General features: G+C 60.9%; 8 protein-coding genes. 4 read left to right on the forward strand and 4 right to left on the reverse strand.

From position 1 onward, the window contains the following. Positions 1-46: 46 nt before the first annotated feature. Entirely contained in the window at positions 47-1,555 is a 1,509-nt protein-coding gene (gene adh, locus PY650_RS09050) for an aldehyde dehydrogenase (protein WP_285878814.1), read from the forward strand. Positions 1,556-1,639: 84 nt separating this feature from the next. Further along, positions 1,640-1,999, forward strand: a complete 360-nt coding sequence (locus PY650_RS09055; protein WP_285878815.1) for a DUF779 domain-containing protein — start codon at positions 1,640-1,642, stop codon at positions 1,997-1,999. A gap of 321 nt (positions 2,000-2,320) precedes the next feature. On the opposite strand, the gene PY650_RS09060 is transcribed toward PY650_RS09055, so the two are convergent. Next, entirely contained in the window at positions 2,321-16,627 is a 14,307-nt protein-coding gene (locus tag PY650_RS09060) for a beta strand repeat-containing protein (RefSeq protein ID WP_285878816.1), read from the reverse strand. Between the two features lie 411 nt (positions 16,628-17,038). Between PY650_RS09060 and PY650_RS09065 the strand changes: the two genes are divergently transcribed. Together PY650_RS09065 and PY650_RS09070 are read left to right on the forward strand one after the other, a co-directional pair. Beyond that, positions 17,039-18,082: a type 1 periplasmic-binding domain-containing protein gene (locus PY650_RS09065; RefSeq protein ID WP_285878817.1), complete on the forward strand. Its 1,044-nt coding sequence runs from the start codon at positions 17,039-17,041 to the stop codon at positions 18,080-18,082. A gap of 256 nt (positions 18,083-18,338) precedes the next feature. Further along, positions 18,339-19,289 (forward strand): transglutaminase-like cysteine peptidase, encoded by a 951-nt coding sequence (locus PY650_RS09070; protein ID WP_285878818.1) that lies wholly within the window; start codon positions 18,339-18,341, stop codon positions 19,287-19,289. 40 nt (positions 19,290-19,329) lie between these two features. Here PY650_RS09070 and PY650_RS09075 read toward each other — a convergent pair whose 3' ends face one another. The 3 genes from PY650_RS09075 to PY650_RS09085 are packed head-to-tail and all read right to left on the reverse strand — an operon-like array spanning position 19,330 to position 23,446. Next, the gene (locus PY650_RS09075) at positions 19,330-19,983 is read right to left on the reverse strand and encodes a ribbon-helix-helix domain-containing protein (protein ID WP_285878819.1); all 654 of its coding nucleotides are present in this window, start codon (positions 19,981-19,983) and stop codon (positions 19,330-19,332) included. Between the two features lie 8 nt (positions 19,984-19,991). After that, positions 19,992-21,293 carry an HlyD family type I secretion periplasmic adaptor subunit gene (locus PY650_RS09080; protein ID WP_285878820.1) on the reverse strand — a complete coding sequence of 434 codons (1,302 nt, stop codon included), beginning with the start codon at positions 21,291-21,293 and terminating at the stop codon, positions 19,992-19,994. After that, positions 21,293-23,446, reverse strand: a complete 2,154-nt coding sequence (locus PY650_RS09085; protein ID WP_285878821.1) for a type I secretion system permease/ATPase — start codon at positions 23,444-23,446, stop codon at positions 21,293-21,295. The genes PY650_RS09080 and PY650_RS09085 overlap by 1 nt, the downstream gene beginning before the upstream one ends. Between the last annotated feature and the right edge of the window lie 13 nt (positions 23,447-23,459).

Raw genomic sequence — 23,459 nt, forward strand, 5'->3', positions numbered from 1 at the left:
TTCTCCCATCGGGTTCTGCCAGAACCTGCCATCAAGGGAGGATGACATGCTGCATCAGAAAATCGTCGAGTCTCCGTTCAAGCTGAGATACGGCAACTATATCGGCGGCGAATGGCGCGAGCCGGTCGGCGGCAAATATTTCGACAACGTGACGCCTGTGACCGGCGGCAAGATCTGCGAGATCCCGCGTTCGGATGAGAAGGATATCAATGCGGCGCTCGATGCCGCCCATGCTGCCAAGGACAAATGGGCCAGGACCTCGGCCGCCGAGCGCTCCAACATCCTGATGAAGATCGCCCAACGAATGGAAGACAAGCTGGAATTGCTGGCCCAGGCCGAAACCTGGGATAACGGCAAGCCGATCCGCGAAACCATGGCGGCCGACATTCCGCTCGCGATCGACCATTTCCGCTATTTCGCTGCTTGCATCCGGGCCCAGGAAGGTTCAATTGGCGAAATTGACCACGACACGGTCGCATACCATTTCCATGAGCCGCTCGGCGTCGTCGGGCAAATCATTCCGTGGAATTTCCCGATCCTGATGGCCGCCTGGAAGCTCGCCCCGGCGCTTGCTGCCGGCAACTGCGTTGTCATCAAACCGGCAGAACAAACACCCGCCTCGCTACTCGTCTGGGCCGAATTGGTGGGCGATCTCCTGCCGCCCGGCGTGCTCAACATCGTCAACGGCTTCGGCCTCGAAGCCGGAAAGCCGCTGGCATCCAGTAACCGCATCGCCAAGATCGCCTTTACCGGCGAGACGACGACCGGCCGGCTGATCATGCAATATGCCAGCCAGAACTTGATCCCCGTGACGCTGGAACTTGGCGGCAAGTCGCCCAACATCTTCTTCGCCGACGTAATGGCTGAAGACGACGACTTCCTGGACAAGTCGCTCGAAGGCTTTGCCATGTTTGCGCTGAACCAGGGCGAAGTTTGCACCTGCCCGAGCCGCGCCCTCATCCAGGAATCGATTTACGACCGGTTCATGGAAAAGGCCGTCAAACGCGTCGAATCGATCCGCCAAGGCAATCCGCTCGACACGGAAACGATGATCGGCGCCCAGGCATCGAGCGAGCAGATGGAGAAGATCCTCGCCTATCTCGATGTCGGCCGCCAGGAAGGCGCCGAAGTGTTGACCGGCGGCTCGCGCAACGATCTCGGCGGCGAATTGTCGAGCGGCTATTACATCAAGCCGACGATCTTCCGCGGCCACAACAAAATGCGGATTTTCCAGGAGGAAATCTTCGGGCCGGTCGTTTCGGTTACGACCTTCAAGGACGAGAAGGAAGCGCTTGAAATCGCCAACGACACGCTATACGGCCTCGGCGCCGGCGTGTGGACGCGCGACGGCAACCGCGCCTATCGCTTCGGGCGGGAGATCCAGGCCGGCCGGGTCTGGACGAATTGCTACCATGCCTATCCGGCACATGCAGCTTTCGGCGGCTATAAGCAGTCCGGTCTCGGCCGAGAGACCCACAAGATGATGCTCGATCACTACCAGCAGACCAAGAACATGCTGGTCAGCTACAGCCCGAAGGCTCTTGGCTTCTTCTGATCTCCTCCCAAAAGAGCCGCTCGAAGGCCCGCGGCTGCGGCCGCGGGCCTTCGAGTTCCACACTGAGGAAAGGGGAGAAGGCAAATGGATGAAACCAGTGGCGAGCCGCACGTGCTTGCGACCGACCGGGCGCTCGAACTGATCCGTGAGATCCAACAGGACCATCCGCATATCCTCTTCCATCAATCCGGCGGGTGCTGCGACGGATCTTCGCCGATGTGCTATCCGGCAAATGAATTCATGATCGGCGACCATGACGTGAAGCTCGGTGAGGTCGGCGGCGTGCCAGTCTATATCAGCGCAAGCCAGTTCGAGGCCTGGAAACATACCCAGCTCGTCATCGACGTGGTGCCCGGGCGCGGCGGCATGTTCTCGCTCGACAACGGGCGCGAAATGCGTTTCCTGACGCGCTCCCGCCTGTTCGGCGGCGGCGAGGCCCGCTAACGGTCGGCCTCTTCCAAGAGGGATCTCAGGGTGCTCGGCGCGACCATTCCGGATCTCGATTATGTTCTCGTAATAGAAACGACGGACCTCCCGACACTGGCAAGTCCGATCCTGCGGCTGCGTCTGCGACCAGCCCTTCAAGCCGGAATGGCCATCGTTGAGCGAGCCGCAGTTGCTCAATATGCTGTGGCTGTAGGGTCCGACCATTAAGGCGACACCTCCCGATGACACATCGCTGTGCCATATCGACAGAATCAGTTTCAATGAAAAACGGCGCGTCCGAGACGCGCCGCTTCGAGATCTTGGTGTCGACGGAAGGCGTCAAGCGCCAGCGGTTTGGGTATGGGTCGTAAGCTGCTCGTCGTGATTGTTGAACAGCACATGGACGGCATCGTGGCCAGTCGGGGTGTAGTTCTGCAACGTGGCGACGACATGGGTTTCCGAACCCGTGTTGATACTGATCTTTGTCGAATTGGTTGCGGTATCGACCGCAGCCGTCATCGACGCGACAGCACTCGCCGCGGTCATGCCTGGATGTTCGCCGACCAGCGCGTTCAGCAGGTTCGAGACATCCAATCGGTCGCCCTCTCCCTTTGGGTTGAAGTCGGTGATGACGTCGCCCATGTTGAGGTTGTGCAGGGCCTGAGCATCGAGCACGAAGGTATCTGCGCCAGCGCCGCCGGTCATGGTGAAGCCGCCGCCGCTCGTCAACGTGTCGTTACCGTCGGTACCATAGAGGTGGCCGAAGTCGATCTCGGCATAGGCGCCGTCGCGGCTCAGCGAGAAGTCGCTGGCCGAGTAGTCGCCTGTAAGACCGATCGTGGCGGTGTGGGCTCCGTCGGTAACAGTCAGCACTCCGCCGCTCTTCGCCGCGTTTTCGGCATAGGAGAAGCTGGCAGTCGCAGCCGAGATGTCACCAAACCGCAGTGCGTCATTGCCGTCGAGGCCGGCGATCGTGCCTGTGAAGGCCGCCGCGTGGTCGATGGTGATGGTGGCCTGGGCGTCCCTGCTCAGGGTAATCGCCTCGTTGAATGAACCGCCGATTTCGAGGCTGGCATGACCCGACATCAGCACCGTGCCGCTGCCGCTGACGTTGCCTTCGAGATTAATGTTGCCGCCATTCGCCCACAATACGCCGTCATTGATGACGCCGCTGTGTATGTCGAGGCCGCCGGTCCCGGTCGCCTCGAGCGTGCCGGTATTGCTCACCGCGTTGACACCGGTGTCGATGACGAGCGCGTGGCTGCCGTTGGCAATGATTGTGCCCTCGTTGACTAGCGTCAGGTGACCGTCGCCGAGCTGGCCGGCGCCGGAGATGGTGTTATCAACATTGGTCAGCGTGACATCGTCGCCGCTGCCGAAAATCATGTTGGAAGCATCATCGGACAATGTCACCGTGCCGCCACCCGTCAGCGTGAGGCCGTGCTGCACGATTTCGAAGGCCGTCTCGCTACCGGTCGAGGCGAGATGGATGTTGCCGGTGTTGTCGAGCGTGCCACTGAACGGGATGAGTGCGCCGTCGGCGACCACCATGTCCCCGCTATTGTGCGTCACCACCGCCTCGTTGAAGACAAAGTCGTCGGCCGTAAGAGCCGCGGCGCTGACGCCAGCCAAGGTGATGGTCTCGCCATCGCCGAGCGTGATGACGGCATTGCCCGAGACGTCGCTCGACAGATGGGCCAGGACATCCGCGAAGCTATTGAAGCCCGCAAAGCCGATTAGATCGATCTTGTCATGCGCCGTATCGAAGCTGTGTACGACGTCAGTGCCGATGGTGTTTGCAAAGACCAGCGTGTCGTTGCCGCTCGATGCGGTGAGCGTATCGTCCCCCGACCAGGCGAAAATCGGCGAACCCTTGGCATAGGCTTCGACGTTGTCGGCCACCGTGGCCATGCCAGTCGAGCCGTCCGCATTGGTCCAGGTCTCGGTGACCTGCAGGACAAGCGCACCGGTGGCGCCATCGGGCGACCTGACCGTTAGCGACGACGGATCGTTCGTCACCACAGACCAAGTGCCATCGGCATTATGCGTGCCTTCGCTCAGTGTCCAACCTGCCGGCACTCCAGCAATGCTCAACGTGACCGCGCTGACGTGATGCGCCGGATCTGCGAGCGCGAGGTTGATGGCCTCGCCGGAAGAGCCGGCGGGCCTGAAAGCGTTCGAAGTGCCGTCTGTCCCCGTATTGCCGGCCAGATCCGTGTATTTATCGCCTTCGACCGTTACATACTTCCAGCCGTTATTGTTGGTGTTATAGGTGAAACCGACCGTATACACGTCCTGGCCGGAGCCGTTTAGGCCAAGATGCTGGAAGTTGTAGAGACTAAAAATGTTAAAGGTTGTGATGTCCGCAGCCGTAAATCCGGACACCGCCTCGCTGAAGGTGAATGTGAAGGTGCCGAGCCCGCCCCCATGGGTTTGCGTTATGGCGACTGTCGGCGCCGTCGTATCGATCTTGATATCATAGGCGCCGTTCGCAGACAGCGGGCTGGTGGTACCCGCATCCGTGAGCGAAACCCGGAAGTTATAAGTCGATCCGTTCGTCAGCGTCGGTGTGGTAATATCGACATATCCATTGCTGATGTTGGTGGCCGTTAGCGTGACCGCCGAGCCGAGCGCGGTCGTGCCGTCATATAGTTGCACCCTATCACCGCTGATCGCACCGGTTCCGCCCAGGCTTACGCGGATACCAAGATTGGTGTCATCCGTGACGGCACCATCAGCCAGGCTACCTTGGATCGACCCGACATTATCGGTGACACTGCTGATGCTCGGTGCCGACACTTGTTCGTTGGTGCCGTGGATGGTCACCACGATATCCTGTGAAGCCGTTCCGTCTGCAGACGCTACAGTCAACTTGTCCGTAACCGTCTGCCCCCCATTCAATGCCTGCACATTCGACGCGGAGTTATTGAGCGTGTAACCCCACGCACCCGTCGCGGTGTTAAACGTGAACGTACCATAGGTCGCAGTCAGCGATGACGGCGCCTGGAAATGGTTCTGGCCATTGTCCACGTCTGCAACCGTCAGCACCCCACTCGCCGTCAACTGGCCATCCTCGGTGACCGAACCGGTCGCCGCGCCCGAGATCGAGGCCGCATCGTTAGTGCCGTTGACCGTCACCACGACCGGCTGCGTCGTGGTGCCGCCTTGGCCATCGCTCACTTGGACCGTGAAGCTTTCCTTCGGATGATCTGAAGCTGTCAGCGGATCGGCCTTCGACTGATCGAGGAGATAGGTCCAGGTGCCGTTCGCATTGACGCTCAGCGTGCCGTAAGTGCCGGTGACCGACTGACTTCCATTGGCAGTCTGGCCGCTACCCGCAACCACCGACCATGTCAGCAAAGCACTGTCGACATCAGCTCCGGTCAGGTGACCCGAAACCGTATTGTGAGCGCTGTCGTTAGCAATGCCAACGCCGGCCTCGGTCACGGCACCGCTGGCGCTGTCGCCGCTACCGATCGAAATCGTCGGTGCGTCGTTCGTACCGTTGACCGTCACCACGACCTTCTGCGTCGTGATGCCGCCCTGACCGTCGCTCACTTGGACCGTGAAGCTTTCCTTCGGATGATCTGAAGCTGTCAGCGGATCGGCCTTCGACTGATTGAGGAGATAGGTCCAGGTGCCGTCCGTACCGACGCTCAGCTTGCCGTAAGAGCCCGCAACCGATCCATCTTGGTTGGCCGTCTGGCCACTGCCCGCAACCACCGACCACATCAACGACGTGTTGTCGACATCCGCCCCGGTCAGATGGCCGGAAACGGTATTGTGAGCGCTATCGTTGGCAACGCCAACGCCGGCCTCGGTCACGGCACCACTGGCACTATCGCCATTGGTAACCGTGATTGTCGGAGCATCGTTCGAGCCGATGACGGTGATGTTGACCTGCTGCGTAGCAATGCCGCCATGGCCGTCCGCGACTTCGACCGTGAAGCTGTCGACCTTCTGATCGCCAAGCTGCAGCGAGTTGGCCGCCGTTTCGTCGATCGTGTAGGTCCACTTGCCGGTGCTCGCGTCCATCTGGAGCGTGCCGTAGGTGCCCGGCATCGACGACACGGTCGTCTGGCCTGAGACGATCGACCAGGTCGCGGTGTCGCCGTGGTCGACATCGCTGCTTGCCATGCCGCCCGAAACGGACGGTGTCCCAACCACGTGACCGGTCGCATCCAGGCCCTGCTCGACGACCGAACCGGTCGTCTGGCTCGATGCCAGGATAACCGGCGCATCATTGGTGCCAGTGATCGTCAGTTCGTAAACGCCGGAGGTGACGCTGCCGTTGCGGTCCGTCACTTCAAAGGGAATGCTGAGCTTGGCGATCTCGCCAGCGCCGAGTGCGTCGAAAGCGGTTCCCGGAGTGACGGTAACGGTCGAACCGTCGAAGCTCAGCTGCGGCATGCCGAGGGTGATGTCTTGAGGACCGGAAACCACAGCATGCGCGGTGTCGAAGGTGAGTGCACCCGTGTCGCCCTTGCCGTCGGCGCCGTAGTTGAACTGGGCGGAGCCGAAGGTGAAACTGTGGGTATCGTTCTCGCTCATCGCGTCGGCGATGACCGGCAGCGACGTTGCCGATGCGGCGGTCAGTGAGACATTGGCGAGATAGGTGCCGGTGTTGTCGCTAGCAATGCCGACTTCGACGAAGGAGATCGTGTTGTCGCTGCCGTGTGCCGTCAGCGGCAGGGTGATGGTCGACATAGGCCCGGCGCCTGGCATCGGCGTCAGCGTATCGACCAGCTCTCCATTCCACCAGACCTGTACGGCCGCGGTGCCGTTGGCCGGTGTGCCATACTCGAAGCTTAGAACGTAGCTGGCACCATCGGTCAGACCGTGAACGGTCTGCGAAATCGCGATATTGCCCGGAGAAGCGCCGAGATCGATCATCGGCGCGCCGTTGGACGACGTAACGCCGTTATAGTTGCTGGCAATTTCTTCAAGGCGCACGCCGGTCTGGCCCGGCTCGGTGCCGGAAATCGTCCAGCCCGTACCTTCCGTCGCCCAGATGAAGCCACCGCCATTCGTCCAGGCGGACGCCGTGGCATGGGCAAAATCACCGTCGACCAGAAGGTTCGAGGCAACGGCATGGCCGGCTGCATCTTGTGCGCCGATAATCACCGGGAAATCGTCGGAACCGTTGATCGTCACCGTCAGCGTCTGCGTGCTGGTGCCGCCGTGGTTATCGGTGATCGTGAAGGTGAACTTGTCGGTCAGCGTCTCGTTCGGGATGAGATGCTGCACGGCAGGATCGGCATTGTTCAGGACATAGGTGTATGCACCGGTGGTGCTGTCCCACGTCAGCGTGCCGTAGGTGCCGGCAACGCCCGCATGGCCGTCGGTGACGTCACCGACCTTGGCGACTGAGAGAACATCCAGGTGGTCGACGTCGCTGGCCCCCGCAAGAAGGCTGCCGGTCGCCGTGACCGCTGTGTCCTCAGTCACCGAAGCCACCTCGGCAACAGCGATCGGCGCATCGTTCGTGCCGATGACGTTGATCGTGATCGTCGCCGAACTTTGGACACCGTGAGCGTCCTGAACGGTATAGTCGAAGACCTCCTTGACCTTTTCGCCCTGGCTGAGGGAGTTGGTCGCATCCTTCGTGTCGTCGAGCGTATAGCTGTAATCGCCGTTGGCGTAGATGGTCAGCTTGCCATAGGTGCCGTCAATGACCGTCGGGCCGGAGCTTGCCACATTGGCAACCGCAGACGGCGTCGTTCCCGCATTGATACCGACGACCGTCAGCGTATCGAACTTGTTGGTGTTCGCATCCGTTGCATGGTTGCCGTTGAGAATGAAGCCTTCGACGCTTTCGCTGGAGCTGTCTTCGGTCACCGGGCTCAAGGCGGTGAAGTTGTTTGCCACAGGCGCGACGTTCATCAGCTGGCTGAGCGACAGCGTGCCGCCGGCGCCACCGTTTTCGCCCATGAAGGTGAACTGCTCGACATTGGAGACGGTGATCGTCTCCGTGCCATTCGTCAGCGTGTAGCTGCCGGTGCCGTCATCGAGACCGGTGTGAGCAACCGTCCAGTCGGCCCATTTGCCGGCAAGCTTCAGCGTGTCGGTGTCGCTGCCTGCGGTTGCAACGGGGTCGCTATCGTTGATGACGATGTGGACATTGCCGGTGAGGCCGGTCATGTCGAACGTATCGTTGCCGCTGCCGCTGTTGACGACGATCGTGTCGGGCGCCAGCGCCGTATCGCTGACATTGCCGAAGACGACCGTGTTGCCAGCGCTGCCGCCAAGATCGAGGTAGAGGTCCTCGATACCGTCGGCACGGATACTGCCACCGCCGCTGATGCCGATGGTCAGATCGGCATGGTCATCCGCCGACACGATGTTGCCGGTATCGCTCAAGGCGATCTCGCCGATCGTGTAGGTGTGGCCGGAGCCATCGCCGACGATATGCAGTTCGTCCGTGTCGGTTTCCTTACCGCCAACCAGGGTCGCACCGCCATCGATGCGGTCGGTGCCGGAGCCTACGGTGTAGTAGATCTTGTCGCTGCCCGTACCGCCGAGGATGGTGTCGTTGCCCGTGCCGGCGACAATGGTGTCGTTGCCAGCGCCGCCGATCAGTGTGTCGTTACCAGCGCCACCGAAGATGACGTCGTCACCCGCACCGCCGTCGATGGTAACACCTCCGCCGACTGCATCGCTCATGTAGGTCTTGGAAACCGCAATCAGGTCGTTGCTGTCGGTGCCGACGATGTGTTCGACGCCCTGGAGCTGCAGGCCAGAGGTAGAGCGGTAGTCAAGGACGTAGCCGTTCGTGCCGTAACCCTGCAGATAGAGCGTATCGTCGCCGGCACCGCCGTTGACGCTGTCGCCGGTGCCGGACATGTGGTCAAGCGAGACATCGATCTTAATGCCAGCACCGAGGTCGAAACTGCGCGGTCCATAGGCCGCGGCATCAGCAATGTCGGCGGAAAGATAGATCTTGTCGTTGCCGGCGCCGGCATCGATGGTGTCAGAGCCGGTGCCGGTCCTGATGATATCGTCGCCGGAGCCGCCGATGATCGTGTCGCCGTGGTTCGAGCCCACCAAGGTTACGCCGGTTGCATTGCCGGCATTGGTCAGTGTCCAGCCATTGCCGCCGGCAGCCGACAGGTCGATGTCATGGCCGTTGGCATTGATCGTTGCCGTCCCGCTGTTGACTGTGTCGCTCGTTGCGGTCCAGTCGCCGGTGGCGGTGATGGCAGCGGTCGCACCGTTCAGCACCTTGACGATGTCCTTGTCGTGAAGATCGGTGACGGTGACCGTTCCGCCAGCGGCCACGAAGGTATCGTTACCTGCGCCGCCCATCAGCGTGTCGCCAGCGCCGCCAATCAGCGTGTCGTCGCCGCTGGTGCCGATGACATGCGTCATACCAGCCACATTGTCCCTACCGACAACATGGACCGCGCCGGCATCGGTTGCCGTGTTGGCGGCAATCGTCTGCGAGCCGACGGTCTGGCTGACGTCGGAGAGGTTGACGGTAACGCCGGTCGAGATGGCGGAGTAGTCGATCGTCTGAGCGGTTACCGTGCCGGCTGCGTTCACTTCGACCGTGAAGCTGCCGCTTGCCGTATCATTGTCGCCGTCCGTGGCCGTGTAGCCGAAGGTCAGATCGATCGCATGGCTGCCATTGGAAGCAATGGCGTCGGAGTGATCGAGCGGCTGGAGGAGCGTGAACGTATAGGAGCCGGAGCCTGCGAGCGCGAGCGCCACAGTGAAGACCACGTTGGCCGCATCCGCCTCTGTCGGCATCGATCCCGTATAGGCTACCAGCAGGCTGCCGATGAAGGCATAGGCCAACGGCTTGCCGTTCGACGACAGACCGCTCGGGCCTGTCACGTTGCTTGCGGCGGATGCGTTGCTGAAGGCGACGCTCTTGGCGCCGTCGGCGCCGAAGCTGATCGCCAGCGAGCCCGTGGCAGTCGGATGCGTCGTCGCCAGGTCGTTTTCGCCGATGCCGGCGGTAGCCACGCTTGCGATGGTCGGGACGTCGTCCTTGAAGGTGATGACGCCGGACAGGTCGGCAGACTTGCTTGCCGTATCGCCGTCGCCGTCCGTTACTGTCACCACTGCGCTCAGGGAGCCGGTAGCAAGGTTCAGGTGGTCGACTGGGTTGTTGTTGACGATGTCCTTCAATGCCACGTTTTCCGTGACGCTGAGCACGCCGCTACCGGAGTCGATGGAGATCGTAAAGGCAATGTGCGTCTTGCCGTCGGAGCCCGTATAGACGCCGTTGACCGTCCCTGCGGACTGCTGCTGCAGCGTGATCGCATGATTGTCGATGGTCGACAGGCCGGAATTCCCATTGCTGCCGACCTGCAGAGAATAGACCTGCGAGGCAAGGCCATCGGCGCCGGCATTGACGACCGCCGTGACGATCGAATGCGTTCCGGTCGTGGCGCTGACCGGGGAGGAAGACGTCAGGCCGTGTTCGTCCACGGTGATCGCCTGGCTCTTGTCGACCACGAAGAACGAGATGGACGGGCTGTCGTCGGTGACATCGACCGAGAAGCTCTGTGCACCGGTCGTGGTGTCGCCGTCGCCGTCATGGCCCGCAACCTGGAAGGTCAGCTTGATATCCGAGAGGTTGCTTTGGCCGTTGACGTCGTCGAGCGGCTTGTAAAGCGTGAAGTTGTAGGCGCCGCTTGCGTGAGCACTGTCCTGAGACAGGTCGACCTTGAAGACCCAACTCGACTGATCGGCAGCGTTGCTGCCGGTGTAGGCGATCAGCGTCATGCCGTCACTGCTGACCGAATAGGACAGCGCATGACCGCCGGAGCTGAGCTTGGTCGCATCGAGGCTCTGATTGTTGCCGTAGCTTGCGGTGAAATAGCTGCCGTTCGAATGCGCAACAAAGGTGACGGCATGGGTAGCCGGGCCATCGGCGCCGAAGGCGAAATTGAGCGCAACCGCGCCGGTGCTGATGCCGGAAGGCGACAGCGAGCCGGAATTCGTCACAAGGCTGTGCTCCGCAAGCGTCTTCATCGAGACGGCGTTGCCGATCGACGGGCCGGCATCATCGAAACGAATGCTGCTGCCGATGGAAACGGACTTGTTGACGGTGTCACCGTCGCTATCGGTCGCGCTCAACACCACCGAGAGCTTGTCAGTGAGATCGACTGTATCGCCGTCCGACTTCGACGTGTTCGGGTTGGCGAGCGACATGTACTGGGCGATGCTGACCTTGCCACTGTTGTCGAGGCGGATCGCAAAGGCGATCTCGCCGTCGGCGATCTTGCCGACAACCGTGCCGTCAGCGAGCTGCGAGAGCGTGATCGCCTGACCAACAGTCGTCTTCAAGCCGGAGTCGGCATTGTCGATATGAAGCGTCAGGCTGCTGGTCGCGCCCGACGCATCGTCGGCGCCCATCGAGACCGACGGCGAGACGACGTTGTGCTGAGCGTAGACCGTCGACATATAGGGATCGTTGCCGCCGGTGATGCCGGCAAACAGGCTCTTGACCGCATTGCTGGCGCTGACGTCGTTGTCGCCGCTGCCGCTCTCGTCGATCGTGATCGAGCCCGTGAGGGCCAGATCGACCTTCGGCGTGTCGTCGACGATCGTGACCTTCAATGCGCCGGTCAGCGTCACGCTGTCGCCGTCGCCGTCAGTCGCCTGGATGACGGAACCGAAGTCGATGGCCGAGATCGAGCCATTGCCCGAGCGCAGATCGTTGCCGGGACCGGCGACATTGTCGAGCTGATCGTACTGCTGGAAGGTGAAGTTGCCGTTGCCAGACAGCGACAACGACAGGACCGGGCGGTCGAGAAGCGGATTGTAGCCGCTGTGGTGGTCACTATCGACATAGCCGATTATCACGTTGTTGACGACGGCATAGGAGAGCGCTTCGCCACCCGAAGTCAGATGCAGAGCGGTAAGCGTCGACGCCGCATTGGCGGTGAAGCTGAAGCCGCCGCCGACCGCTGCGCCGTCAGCACCGAAGGAAACGGTGGAAGCAACGGAGCCGGATACCGTGGCCGCAAAGCCGAAACCTAACAGTGCGGGCTGAGAGGACGATCCGTCATTCGTGCCATCGAGCGGGCTGTTGCCATGCGACAGGAGATTATGAATGTCGCCCTCATCGGCCCTGACCGCAACGGTCGTGCCGGAGGCAACCGGGACGTCGTCGGTGATGGCGATCGCCAGTGAACCCTTGGCCGTATCGCCGTCGCCATCCGTGACCGTGAAGCCGAAATTCAGCGTCAGGTTTTCTTCGGTCGTCGACGACGTCGAATGGACGAGCGGCGCATCCGCGCTGAAGCTGTAGGAACCGTCTGGACCAATGGTCAGAACCGCAACGGTGGCATGACTAGAGGCGCCGGTTGCCGTCCAAGTCGTCACACCGTTCGCCGAAGACGACGCCCATGTCACGGATTCCTGGTGGCCGATGCCATGGCTGTCGAGGTAGATCGCCTTCAGCGTCGGCAGGCTGTCCATCGACACACCCTTGACGCCATCGGCACCGGCGGAGAACAGGGTCCCTGCGTCGCCGTTGATCGTCTTCGCGTCGGCGGCGCCGTCCAGGTTGCCATGTGCCTGCGCGTCGTCGTTGAGCGGCGTCGAGGTGGCATCAACCTTATAGGCGATCGGGGCATCGTCCTTGACGGTGACTGTCAGAGAGCCATTGGCCGTATCGCTGTCACCGTCGGTGACCGTGAAGTTGAAGGTTAGATCCTGCGTATTTTCCGCGGTCGGGCTTGCTGCATGGGCGACCGGCGCGCTGAGCGTGAAGCTGTAGGAACCGTCAGCGCCGATTGTCAGCGTCGCGACCGTCTGGCCACTGTCCTTGCCCGTCGCGATCCAGATCGTCTCGCCGCCCGCCGCCGTCGTCGGGCTACCCCAGACGACCGACTCGACGTGGGCAAAGCCATCCTTGCCTGTATAGATCGCGCTGAAATCCGTCGTCGCGCCGAGCGTCACCTGATGAACGCCATCCGCACCGCCCGTAAAGAGCGTGCCGCTCGCGCCACTGACAGTGTCGGTGTCGGCGACGCCGACGGTGTCTGGATTTCCGCCCTTCAGGGCATCGTCGTTCAACGTCACGCTGGTCACGGTGACGGTGTTTGCTAGCGGCACATCGTCCGTAACGTGCATGGTCAGCGAACCAGTCGATGTATCGTTGTCGCCATCGGTCACCGTGAAGGTGAAGGTCAGCGGCAAGCTTTCTTCCGTCGTGCCGGAGGTCGGGTGGACGAGTGGCGCACTGGTGCTGAACGTGTAGGAGCCATCGGCATTGATGGTCAGCGTGGCGACGGTCTCGTGATTGGCGCTGGAAGCAACCCAGGTCGTCGCACCGCCAGAAATCGTCGGCTTGCCCCAGGTAACGTCTTCCTGCTGCGCGAAACCGTTCGCATCGACATAGATCGTCTTCAGAGCCGGAAGGCTGGACTGATCGATCGAGACGCTTGCAAAACCGTCGGCGCCAGCGCTGAACAAGGCGCCGGCAGCGCCCGAGACGCTATGCGTATTGGCGTCGTTGGCATCCAGGTTTCCGCCAATCTGCGCATCATCATTCAGCGGCGAAGCGGTGTTGTCAATCGTGTGAGCGACCGGGAGGCTGTCGGCGACGTTGAGCGTCAGCGAGCCCGTTGCCTTGTCGCCATCACCATCGGTGACTTCGAAGCCGATCTTGAAATTCTCGTTGTCGGAACCCTTGGCATCGGCGAACGCGCCGGACTGCACATAGGCATAGCTGCCGTCGGCACCGACGGTCAGGGTGAAGAGAACCTGGCCCGACTCCTTGCCGATTGCGGTGTAGATGGTATTGCCCAGATTATCCGTCGCGGTGCCATAGGACAGACCTTCCTGGTGAGCGACACCATTGGCATCGATGTAGATGCCCTTGAGGCCGGTCGGATCCGTGAAGGTGACCTGCTGGAAGCCGTCGGCGCCGGCAGTAAACAGGCTGCCCGATCCGCTGCTGACGGAGTCGGCGGGACCTTCCGACGGCTTCGGCCCTTCGCTCAGCTCGACGGGTGGGTGAAGCGGCATCTGCTCTGCCGGCGTCGTGTCGTAAAGGTTGCCGGTGCCGACCGTGACGTCGCTCGCGACAGGCTTGTCGTCGGCGACGGTGACGGTGAAGGTGTTCGTGGCGGAATCGCCGTCGGAATCGGTTGCCGTATAACCGAAGGTCAGCGTGATGGCATCCGAACCCTTGGCGTCGTCGAGCGACTGGACCAGCGTGAAGTTATAGTGGCCGTTGTCCGTATCCGAGACCGTTGCATAGAAGACGATGTTCGAGCCGACCGCGCCCTTGGCATCTGCGACCGCCGTCGGCGCGACGTCGCCGGTGTAACCAACCAGCGTGCCATCCGCCAGCAGCACCGTGTGAACGGCAAGACCATGCGAGCTCAGCGCCTCGCCATCCTGGCCCTGCGTCGTGACCGTAGCGTCGGTGAAGGCGACCGAGCGATCGCTGGCGCCGCCGTGATCGGTGTTGGCGTTGTCGGCACCCCAGGAGATGTTGAGTGAACCAGCGGCCGCTGCATCGCTTTCGACATGCGGGTTCTCGTTGCCGTTCGCCAACGCGCCTTCGGTGACCGAGCCTGTATCGCCGGTGGAGGCGACAGGTTTGTCGTCGGCGACGGTGATGGTGAAGGTGTTCGTGGCGGTGTCACCATCGGAATCGGTTGCGGTGTAGCCGAAGGTCAGCGTGATGGCGTCCGAACCCTTGGCGTCGTCGAGCGACTGGACCAGTGTGAAGTTATAGTGGCCGTTGTCAGTGTCCGAGACCGTCGCATAGAAGACCACGTTGGACGCAGAGGTTGCCGTCGGAGCAGCCTCGCCGGTATAACCCACCAGCGTGCCATCGGCCAGCAGCACCGTATGAACGGCAAGACCATGCGAGCTCAGCGCGCCGTTGTCCTCACCGGTCGCAGAAACTGTGGCATTGGTGAAGGCGACAGACCGGTCGCCGGCGCCGCCCTTGTCGGTGTTGGCGTTATCAGCACCCCAGGAGATGTTGAGCGAGCCAGTGGCGATGGCATCGGTCTCGACATGCGGGTTCTCGTTGCCGCTCGCCAGCGCGCCTTCGGTGACCGAGCCTGCATCGCCGGTCGCTGCGACAGGCTTGTCGTCGGCGACGGTGATGGTGAAGGTGTTCGTGCCGGTATCGCCGTCGGAATCGGTTGCCGTATAACCGAAGGTCAGAGTGATGGCGTCCGAACCCTTGGCGTCGTCGAGCGACTGGACCAGCGTGAAGTTATAGTGGCCGTTGTCGGTGTCCGAGACCGTCGCATAGAAGACGACGTTGGATGCGGAAGTTGCCGTCGGAGCGGCTTCACCGGTATAACCCACCAGCGTACCATCGGCCAGCAGCACCGTATGAACGGCAAGACCATGCGAGCTCAGAGCGCCGTTGTCCTCACCCGTCGCAGAAACTGTGGCATTGGTGAAGGCGACCGAGCGATCACCGAGGCCGCCCTTGTCGGTGTTGGCGCTGTCAGCGCCCCAGGAAATGTTGAGCGAGCCGGTGGCCGTCGCGGCGCCGGTGGCATGGGTCAGGCTTGCGTTGCCGGCAGCCAGTGCCGCCTCTGTGACCGAACCCGCCGTGCCTACCGCTGCAACCGGCACACTGTCTGTGATGTCGACGTTCGCGATGGACGAAACCGTATGGCCGCTCGTGTCGGAGACTGTATAGCGAAATTGCAGTTCAAGCACATCGCTGGCCGAATTGGCCCCGCGCGGATGGTCGAGAGCAGCGAGCTGGGTGAAGGTGTAGTCGCCGGTCGAGGCGTTGAATACCAGCGTGAAGACCGTGACGCCATTAGCGACGCCGGTGACGGTCTGGCCGTTCTGGGTGACGACAACAGGAACGCCGCCGGAGGTCAGCCCTGACAGATGCTGAGTGCCGCTACCGGTAATTTCTGTCTCGCCAACAAGCGTGACGGTGGTGATCGCGGCATTATGGCCGCCGAAGCCGAAGCGGCCGGTGCTGCTTGTCGTGAGGAAGGCACCAGTGCTGCTGCCGCGTTCGATCAACGAAGCTGTTTCGGTCGCCTGCTGATCGATAAAGGGAACGCGAGTCTGGGTGCCAGGCAGATTGCCGCCGATACCGTTGCCGCCTATGTCGCCAGGACCGAGGAGACCAAGCAGATTAAGCGGCGTGCGAGCATTCCCAGCCTGGCTGTCCGTGAACTGGTGGCCGGAATCCGTGCTATTGCCGGCGTGAACCGAACCGTCGGGACCTTCAGCGACGTTGATGCCCTGCTGCTGAAGGGCGGCGACGACGGCCTGCTGCGGCAACGTGACTTCGCCGATCAGGAAGGTCGGGACGTGCAGCGCACCGTTGATGATGACGATGCGTGTGCCGTCGGCCTGGATGAGAACAAGGTTGCGCCCCTCGACGTGGATGTCGTCGATCGAGGTGTTCGCCGGTAGATGGACGACGTTGCCATTGTCCGGCACGATTTGGATCGGCTGCCGGTTGTCGGTGTTTTGCGGCTCGTTGGCAGCAACGCGCGCAGTCTTGCCGTTCGCCTGCTGCTCGGCTGCTTGCGCCACTTCGAAGGCGGCAACGTCAGCATTCTGCGACAACGGCAACCGCTGATCCACACTGATATCGGCTGCAAGGCCCCCGTTCCGGTCGCCCGATGCAAAATCGTTCGAAACCGCTTCATGGTCTACCGTCGAAATGCGCGAATCTTCCATAAGTCTAACTCCCGGTGTCTCGTAATTTGACGGCAATCAATTACGAGAGCGGGGCAATTGCAATACTTCGTTAACCTCACAGATATAGCCGGTTATGCAGGATCGCAGAAATATTTACCCATGGTTAACTCAACAATCAAACAACTTCTTAAGTATACCGCTTGACTTTACGGCAGTCGCTGTGTGCAAATGCGCCGCCATAGGCTGTCGCAGCCTGCGTTCGAGAATTGGGTGGAGTGAGTTGTGCCGTTTGCGATCAGCCTTTCGTTGAGCCCTGTGACTGATTGGCTGCCGGGCAGACGGCTTCGGCCGTCAGCACGCGGTGCCGTTTTTATCCTTTGCGCCGGCCTCGCCGGCTGCCAGATGGACGGTGCCGGCCTAAGTAGCAACAGCAAGAATGACGACGTAAAGATGCCGTCTACCGCAATCGAGGAAACTTACGGCGACGTCAGCGGCACGGAAATTACGCTGCTGCTGCGCAAGGGCGCCGCAGGTCTCTACGAAGGTCCAGCTCGCGACGTACGTGACGGGGCAGTGCTTGGCATCGGCGAGCTCGGCAACAATCAGATTCGGCTGCGTGTAAAAGATGTCGGCCCTGGTCTCGCAGGAATTGCGGCGCAGGTCGCCGCCGCCAAGGGCCGTAATGCCGCGCTTATCGTCAGCTACTTGCCGCCGGCTGAAACAGCCGCCATCGCCGCTATTTCCCCTGTCCAGCGTCCGCCATTGCTTAACCTTGCGAGTGCAATGGCCGGGACCAGCGGCGATGTCTTCAATCTTGCCTCGGACGAAATCGACAGCGCGACCGAGGGTGTCAAGGCGGCCGGTCCCGGAGGTCACAAGAAGGTGTCGGCGCTGGTGCCGGCTGATCTTTCTCAATCCGACAGCACCAGGTTGGGCAACGCCATCTGGAATAGTGGCAACACTTTCATGGGCCTAGGCCGTTATAATGCAAGCGACCAGGCCGCGGATATCCTTACGAAGAACCGGCCGCTCATCCAGTCGGCCGAGATCGTGGTCGTTCTCGGCGATACCTCGGAAATTGGTTCGGTGGCGAGCGCGGTGCGTAGTGCCGCCATTCCCGCGCAGGCGCTCGTGGGTACCAACAAATGGCCGCAATCGGTCTATTCAGCGTCGGCTGCGGCGGGCGCTTTTGTCGCGACAGACGATACGCAAAGCAGCGGACTGATTGCCGAACGCTACCAGCGCCACTTCAATCACCCGCTGACGACCTACGGCGCCTATGGCTATGACGCCATGGCGATCGCCTCCGGCCTCATCCGTTCCCAAGGGCCGCAAGCCATCACCACCGCAAACCTAATGAGCAAGGTCGGCTTCCGCGGCACGACAGGGCTCTTCCGCTTCAATGCCGCCGGCATGGCGGAGCGCAAAATGGTGATCAATACGATCGACGGCGGCAAGTTGAAGGTCGCCGCGCAACCCTCACAATCGTTCTGAAGCAGGCCAATTGCATCGAGCGAGGTGCGCGCTAGAGCGCGCTGTCGCTGCTGCAATTGCTGCTTCATTTGTTCTCGCGCCGGAACGGATGACTTTGGCATCAACGGCGACACCATCCTTAATGGTTTCCCACCAAACCCTACAGAATTTTATACTTATTTGATCGTTCAATTTATACTTAGATTTCCTACGTTTCCGAACGCGGAATTTAGAGATGTCGCGCATTATTCTCTCAATCAGGGAGAATTAAGCGCCAATGGAACGCAAGACCAATAAAACTATACTTGCAGCACTTGCTGCGGCTTCCCTTGCCTTTGGTCTTTCGTCACCGACGATTTGCCTTGCGGGGACGAGCGACACCGTCCGACCGGTTATGAACTTGCTTGCGGATCCGCTCTTCGACACAGTCATCGATTTCCTCGCGCCGGCCGCTGCTAACACGGCAAAGGCGATTGGGGGCATCGAACTTGCCGCGCTAAGCCAGAGCCTCACCGTCGAGCCGGCCGGCCTTCCTGGAAACGATATGGCTGTGTTGCAGCCGGTACATCCCGCACAGTCTACCAACACCCTAACTGGCGACTCAGTGTTTGGAACCGTCGCCATTCCCTTCAAGCATCTTGCGGCGCTCGACAAATTCGCGGGCCCGCTTGCCGAGATCCGGTCCGGCAAAGCGCTTGATTGCAGCGCAGACGGATGCGACGCAGCAGTAACAGCCGTCGCAGCCGCCGAGACAAAGACTGCCGGCGCCTCTATCCGCGACAAGATCAACACAATCAATTTTACCGTCAATCATGCCATCCGCTACGCCAGCGACATGGATACCTATCATGTGACGGACTACTGGGCTAAGCCGAGCGAGGCGCTGTCGCATCAGCAGGGCGACTGCGAGGACTATGCCATATTAAAGATGGCGGCCCTCTACAAGGCAGGCGTCGATCTCGACCAAATGGCGCTGGTCATCCTCTTTGACAAGCAGCGGCATTTCTATCACGCCGTTCTATCGGTCGCTGTCAACGGCAACTATCTCATCCTCGACAACATGCGCGATGAGGTATTGCCCGATAGGCGCATTGCAGAATACCTGCCGCTCTATTCGATCGTCGCCGGCCGCGGCTATCTGCACGGTTCTCGCGATCCTCATGCGCAAGCGGTTGTCGCCGCAATGCCGCTCGCTAAGGTGGCCCCTGGCGAAGGCGAGATCCACTGATCGGGTTCGTTTACCGCGGATAGCGAAAGCGACGACATCCTCAATAAACGGAAATATAACCGATCAGCATCGGGGCCTCGTGCGTCGGCGCCAGCGCCAGATTGATCTGACCCGTCAGCGATTGCGAACCGAGGCCGATCTTGAAGCCGGTGTTCAGCGTCTTGCCACGATTGGCCGATAGGACGGAGAAGGCTTCCTCGACCTGGGTGTCGATAGAAAAGCGCAATGTGCGCGCCGTCTGCAGGACGTCATCAATCAGCGGCAGGCGTTGGCGCAACATTTTCAGGAAGGCATCGTTGAAGAGTTTGATCCCGCGCTCCTGCGTCAACACCACAGCCGGCGTCGGCGATGCCTGAAGGACTGCATTGAGATTGGTCAGCGACGCGACGTCCTCGATGGCGTCCAGGCGGCTCAGCGCCCATTTGAAGCTCAGAACGCGCAACAAAGAGGCGAGATTGCCAGCCTCCGGCATATCGGTCGCCGTGTGGTAGACGATGTCGCCAATGCTGATGCCGCCAGCTTCGGACATCCGACCGAGGCCGTCCCAATAGATCCGCTCCAAGCGAATGCCGCGACGCTCGCCGCCGCCAGTCACGGCACGGAAACGTGGCTCCAGTTCGTCACCATCGACAGACGGCAAGGCTTCGCTGCGGGCCATCGTCGCGACTTCTTCCTTTCCGGCTCCCTTGCGCATTGTCGCCCTCACCGTTCCGTCAGCGCTTCGGAGCGCGCCTTGTTGATCGGTTTCATCAGATAGGCGAGGATCGACTTGCGGCCGGTCATAATCTCGGCAGAAGCCACCATGCCGGGAATGATCGGATACCGCTTACCGTCGCGCTCCAGCTCCGACTTGCCGGTCTTGATACGCACGAGGTAATAGGTCTCGTTCTTGTCCTTATCGACTAGGCTGTCGGCCGAGACGTTGACGACCGTACCGTCCAGCGCACCGAAGATCGAGAAATCATAGGCCGAGATCTTGATGACCGCCGGCTGGCCGACACGAACGAAGGCAACGTCGCGCGGTGAAATCTTCGCCTCGATCAGCAGATTGTCCGCTGTCGGCACGACGCCGGCGATGACCTTGCCGGCGTCGACATAGGCGCCGATCGTATTGACCTCCAGCGTATTGACGATGCCGTCGACAGGGGAACGGATATCCGTATGCTTCACCCGGTCGGATGCTCCACGGATCGTCTCGTCGACGACGGACAGCTCCGACAGTGCCTGTCCCTTGTCGGTTAATGCCTGTTGGCGCAGCTGCAACCCGAGGTCGTTGACTTGCAGGTTAGCCTCCTTGACGGCCGCCTGTAGGCGATCCAGACTTTCGACATAGACATTAAGCTGACCCTGCAGGTCGACCAAGTCTCGGTGGACCTTCAGGATTTCTGTTTCGGCAACAAGCTTCTTCTCGCCAAGCGGCTTCAGCAGATCATACTGCTTTTGGGCGCCGGCAATATTCTGCGTCAGGCGGTCTATGTTGGCATGAGCCTCGTCCAGCTCATTCTGATGCTGCTTCAGACGCTGATCGAGAACATCAAGCTTGTTCTGATAGGCGGCACGATCCGCCTCGAAGAGCTTTTCCTCGTTGTCGCAGACGTCTTTGGCGGCGGCCAGAATATCGGCCGGGCAGACGAATAGTGCGTCGTAAGTGCCTGCCTCCTCCAAGGCGAGGCGCTCAACCTTGGCCCCGAGAGCGCGGGCCTTGGCCACCGACTCACCAAGCGTCGATTCCGTCGTGGTATTGTCCAGTTGCACCAGAAGATCGCCCTTATGGACGACCTGACCGAGATTAACATTGATCTGCTGAACAATTCCGGGCTCGGACGACTGCACGATCTGCGTCTTGGATACCGGTATCACCTTCCCCTCGCCCCGCGCGATCTCGTCGATGTCGGCCAAGGCCGCCCACGCGATAAAAGCAGCGATCATCAATGCGCAGATGCCGAGGATCAGCCGGGCGAAAAACGGAGGGTTGTCGTGGATATTTTGAGGATGAGTACGCATCAGGGCACCGCCTTGCGCTGCATCGCCTCGATGACGGCGTTCTTCGGTCCATCGGCGATGATGCGGCCCTTGTCGATAACGATTAGCCGGTCGACGAGCTCCAACATACTGTGGCGATGGGTCGCCACCATCAGCGTTGTTTCCGGACCGAACGCACTCGTCAGCTTGTTGATCAGGTGACGTTCGCTTGCCAGATCCATCGCCCCCGAGGGTTCATCAAGAAAGACGATCTTCGGCCGGGTCAGGAGCAGGCGGGCGATGGTCAATGCCTGCTTCTGACCATTCGACAGGTTCGCGCCGCGCTCGCCGACCGGCATGTCGAAACCGCGCGGATGGACGGCGACGAATTCCTCGACACCGGTCATGCGCGAGACGGCCAGCAGCTCCTCGTCGCTGGCATCGGCCCGGCCGAGCAGCAGGTTTTCCTTCACTGTGCCAGAAAACAGGTCCGACGACTGGCCGGCAACCGCCACGGCGGCGCGCACCTCTGCCATGTGATACTGGCGGATATCGACGCCATCGATCAACACCCGGCCGCTGGAAGGCTGGAAAAGCCCGTCGAGCAGCCGGCCGAGCGTTGTCTTGCCCGAACCGATGCGCCCAATAATCCCGATCTTCTCGCCAGGCGTGACGGTGAAGGATAGCTGATTGATGACCGCCTGGTCGGAACCTGGATATTGGAAGGAGACGTTCTGGAAGCTGAATCCGCCGCTGCGAATCTGCCGGTTGACGAAGCCGACAGTCGAAGGTCGGTCATCAGGCTGTTCCATGATCTTGTCGAGAATGCGTAGCGACATGGTGGCCTGACGAAAGCGCGCCAGCGTCATGGCGATCTGTCCGAAAGGCGCGCCGGCACGGCTCGCCAGCATGACGGTCGCCACGATCGCGCCCATGGCAATTTTTCCATCGGCGAATTCATAGGTGCCCGCCACGACGATGAACACGCTAACCATCTGCTGCAACAACATCGTCAAGTTGATGGCGTTCGACGAGATGTGCTTGATGTCTTCGCTGGTGCGACTCGAATACTTCGTCAGCTCTTGCCAGCGGCGCAACATGGTCGCTTCGGCTCGAAGGCTTTTCAATGTCTCGATCGTCGAAATTGTCTCGACGAGCATCGACTGGCGACGCGATGCTTCATTCGTCGCAGTCGCCATGCGCTTGCCAATCCGCGCCTGGGCCACGAGACCGATCACGACAGACAGAACGAAGGCTACAGCCGGAATAACGACCAGCCAATCGGCGATCAAATAGATGACGATCAGGAAGATGACGACGAAGAGGCTGTCGATCAGCACACCGATAGTGTTCGAGGTGAAGAATTCGCGCACGAATTCATATTGCGTCACGCGGTTGGCATATTCGCCTGTCGACATCGGGCGGGACGCCAGCGTCGAATTCAGGATCTTGTCGAAGATCAGTTGCGACAGACGCATGTCCGCCTTGCGGCCTGCATAATCTATCAGCGCCGCGCGGGCCGTCTTCAGCAGGAAATCGAAGAGATAAGCCAGGGAAATGCCGGCGGTCAGCACCCAGAGCGTTGGAAACGCCTTGTTCGGCAGCACGCGGTCGTAGACATTCATGGTGAAGAGCGGTGAGGCCAGCGCGATGACGTTGATAAACAGCGCCGCCAGCATGACACGGGCATAGGTACGCCAGTAGGGCACCAGCGTCGTCGCCAGCCAGTGACGCTTCTCTATCTCCACCGCATGACCGACACGTGCTTCTTCCGAAGCATTCTGATAGAAGAGCGTGAAGGCAAAGGCTGCTTGTGGATTGAGCGCGGCAAGCTCGTCCCGCGTCAGATGGAGCGGCGTTTCAGCTGTTGGCGCGATGTCGATGACGTAGGAGCCATTTTCGGCCATTTCGAGCAATGGGAGCACGCCGCCACCAGCAAAGGTGACGATGGCGGGACAGTCGAAATTGCCCAGCCGGCAATCGCGCTCTTTGTGCTTCAGCACCTGCAGGCCGACGCGTTCTGACAGACGCTCGACATCGTCCTGCTCCATGGCTTCCAGAACCTCATCCGGAACGCCTGAAAACAGCACTGTATCCGAGCTCGGGCGGCCGTAAAACGCGGCGACCGATTTGAATGCCGACTTGAACGACCGAAGCGATACGCTCGCAGACACGTCAGGTGCCACGTTCAACATGGGGTACTACCAA

This window comes from Martinezella calliandrae (assembly GCF_030272695.1).
Lineage (GTDB): Bacteria > Pseudomonadota > Alphaproteobacteria > Rhizobiales > Rhizobiaceae > Rhizobium > Rhizobium calliandrae.

Excerpts from the sequence above, each read along its gene's own strand:
- PY650_RS09060 (WP_285878816.1), bottom strand. The coding sequence starts at position 16,627 with ATGGAAGATTCGCGCATTTCGACGGTAGACCATGAAGCGGTTTCGAAC.
- adh (WP_285878814.1), top strand. The coding sequence starts at position 47 with ATGCTGCATCAGAAAATCGTCGAGTCTCCGTTCAAGCTGAGATACGGC.
- PY650_RS09055 (WP_285878815.1), top strand. The coding sequence starts at position 1,640 with ATGGATGAAACCAGTGGCGAGCCGCACGTGCTTGCGACCGACCGGGCG.
- PY650_RS09070 (WP_285878818.1), top strand. The coding sequence starts at position 18,339 with ATGGAACGCAAGACCAATAAAACTATACTTGCAGCACTTGCTGCGGCT.
- PY650_RS09065 (WP_285878817.1), top strand. The coding sequence starts at position 17,039 with ATGCCGTCTACCGCAATCGAGGAAACTTACGGCGACGTCAGCGGCACG.
- PY650_RS09075 (WP_285878819.1), bottom strand. The coding sequence starts at position 19,983 with ATGCGCAAGGGAGCCGGAAAGGAAGAAGTCGCGACGATGGCCCGCAGC.
- PY650_RS09080 (WP_285878820.1), bottom strand. The coding sequence starts at position 21,293 with ATGCGTACTCATCCTCAAAATATCCACGACAACCCTCCGTTTTTCGCC.
- PY650_RS09085 (WP_285878821.1), bottom strand. The coding sequence starts at position 23,446 with ATGTTGAACGTGGCACCTGACGTGTCTGCGAGCGTATCGCTTCGGTCG.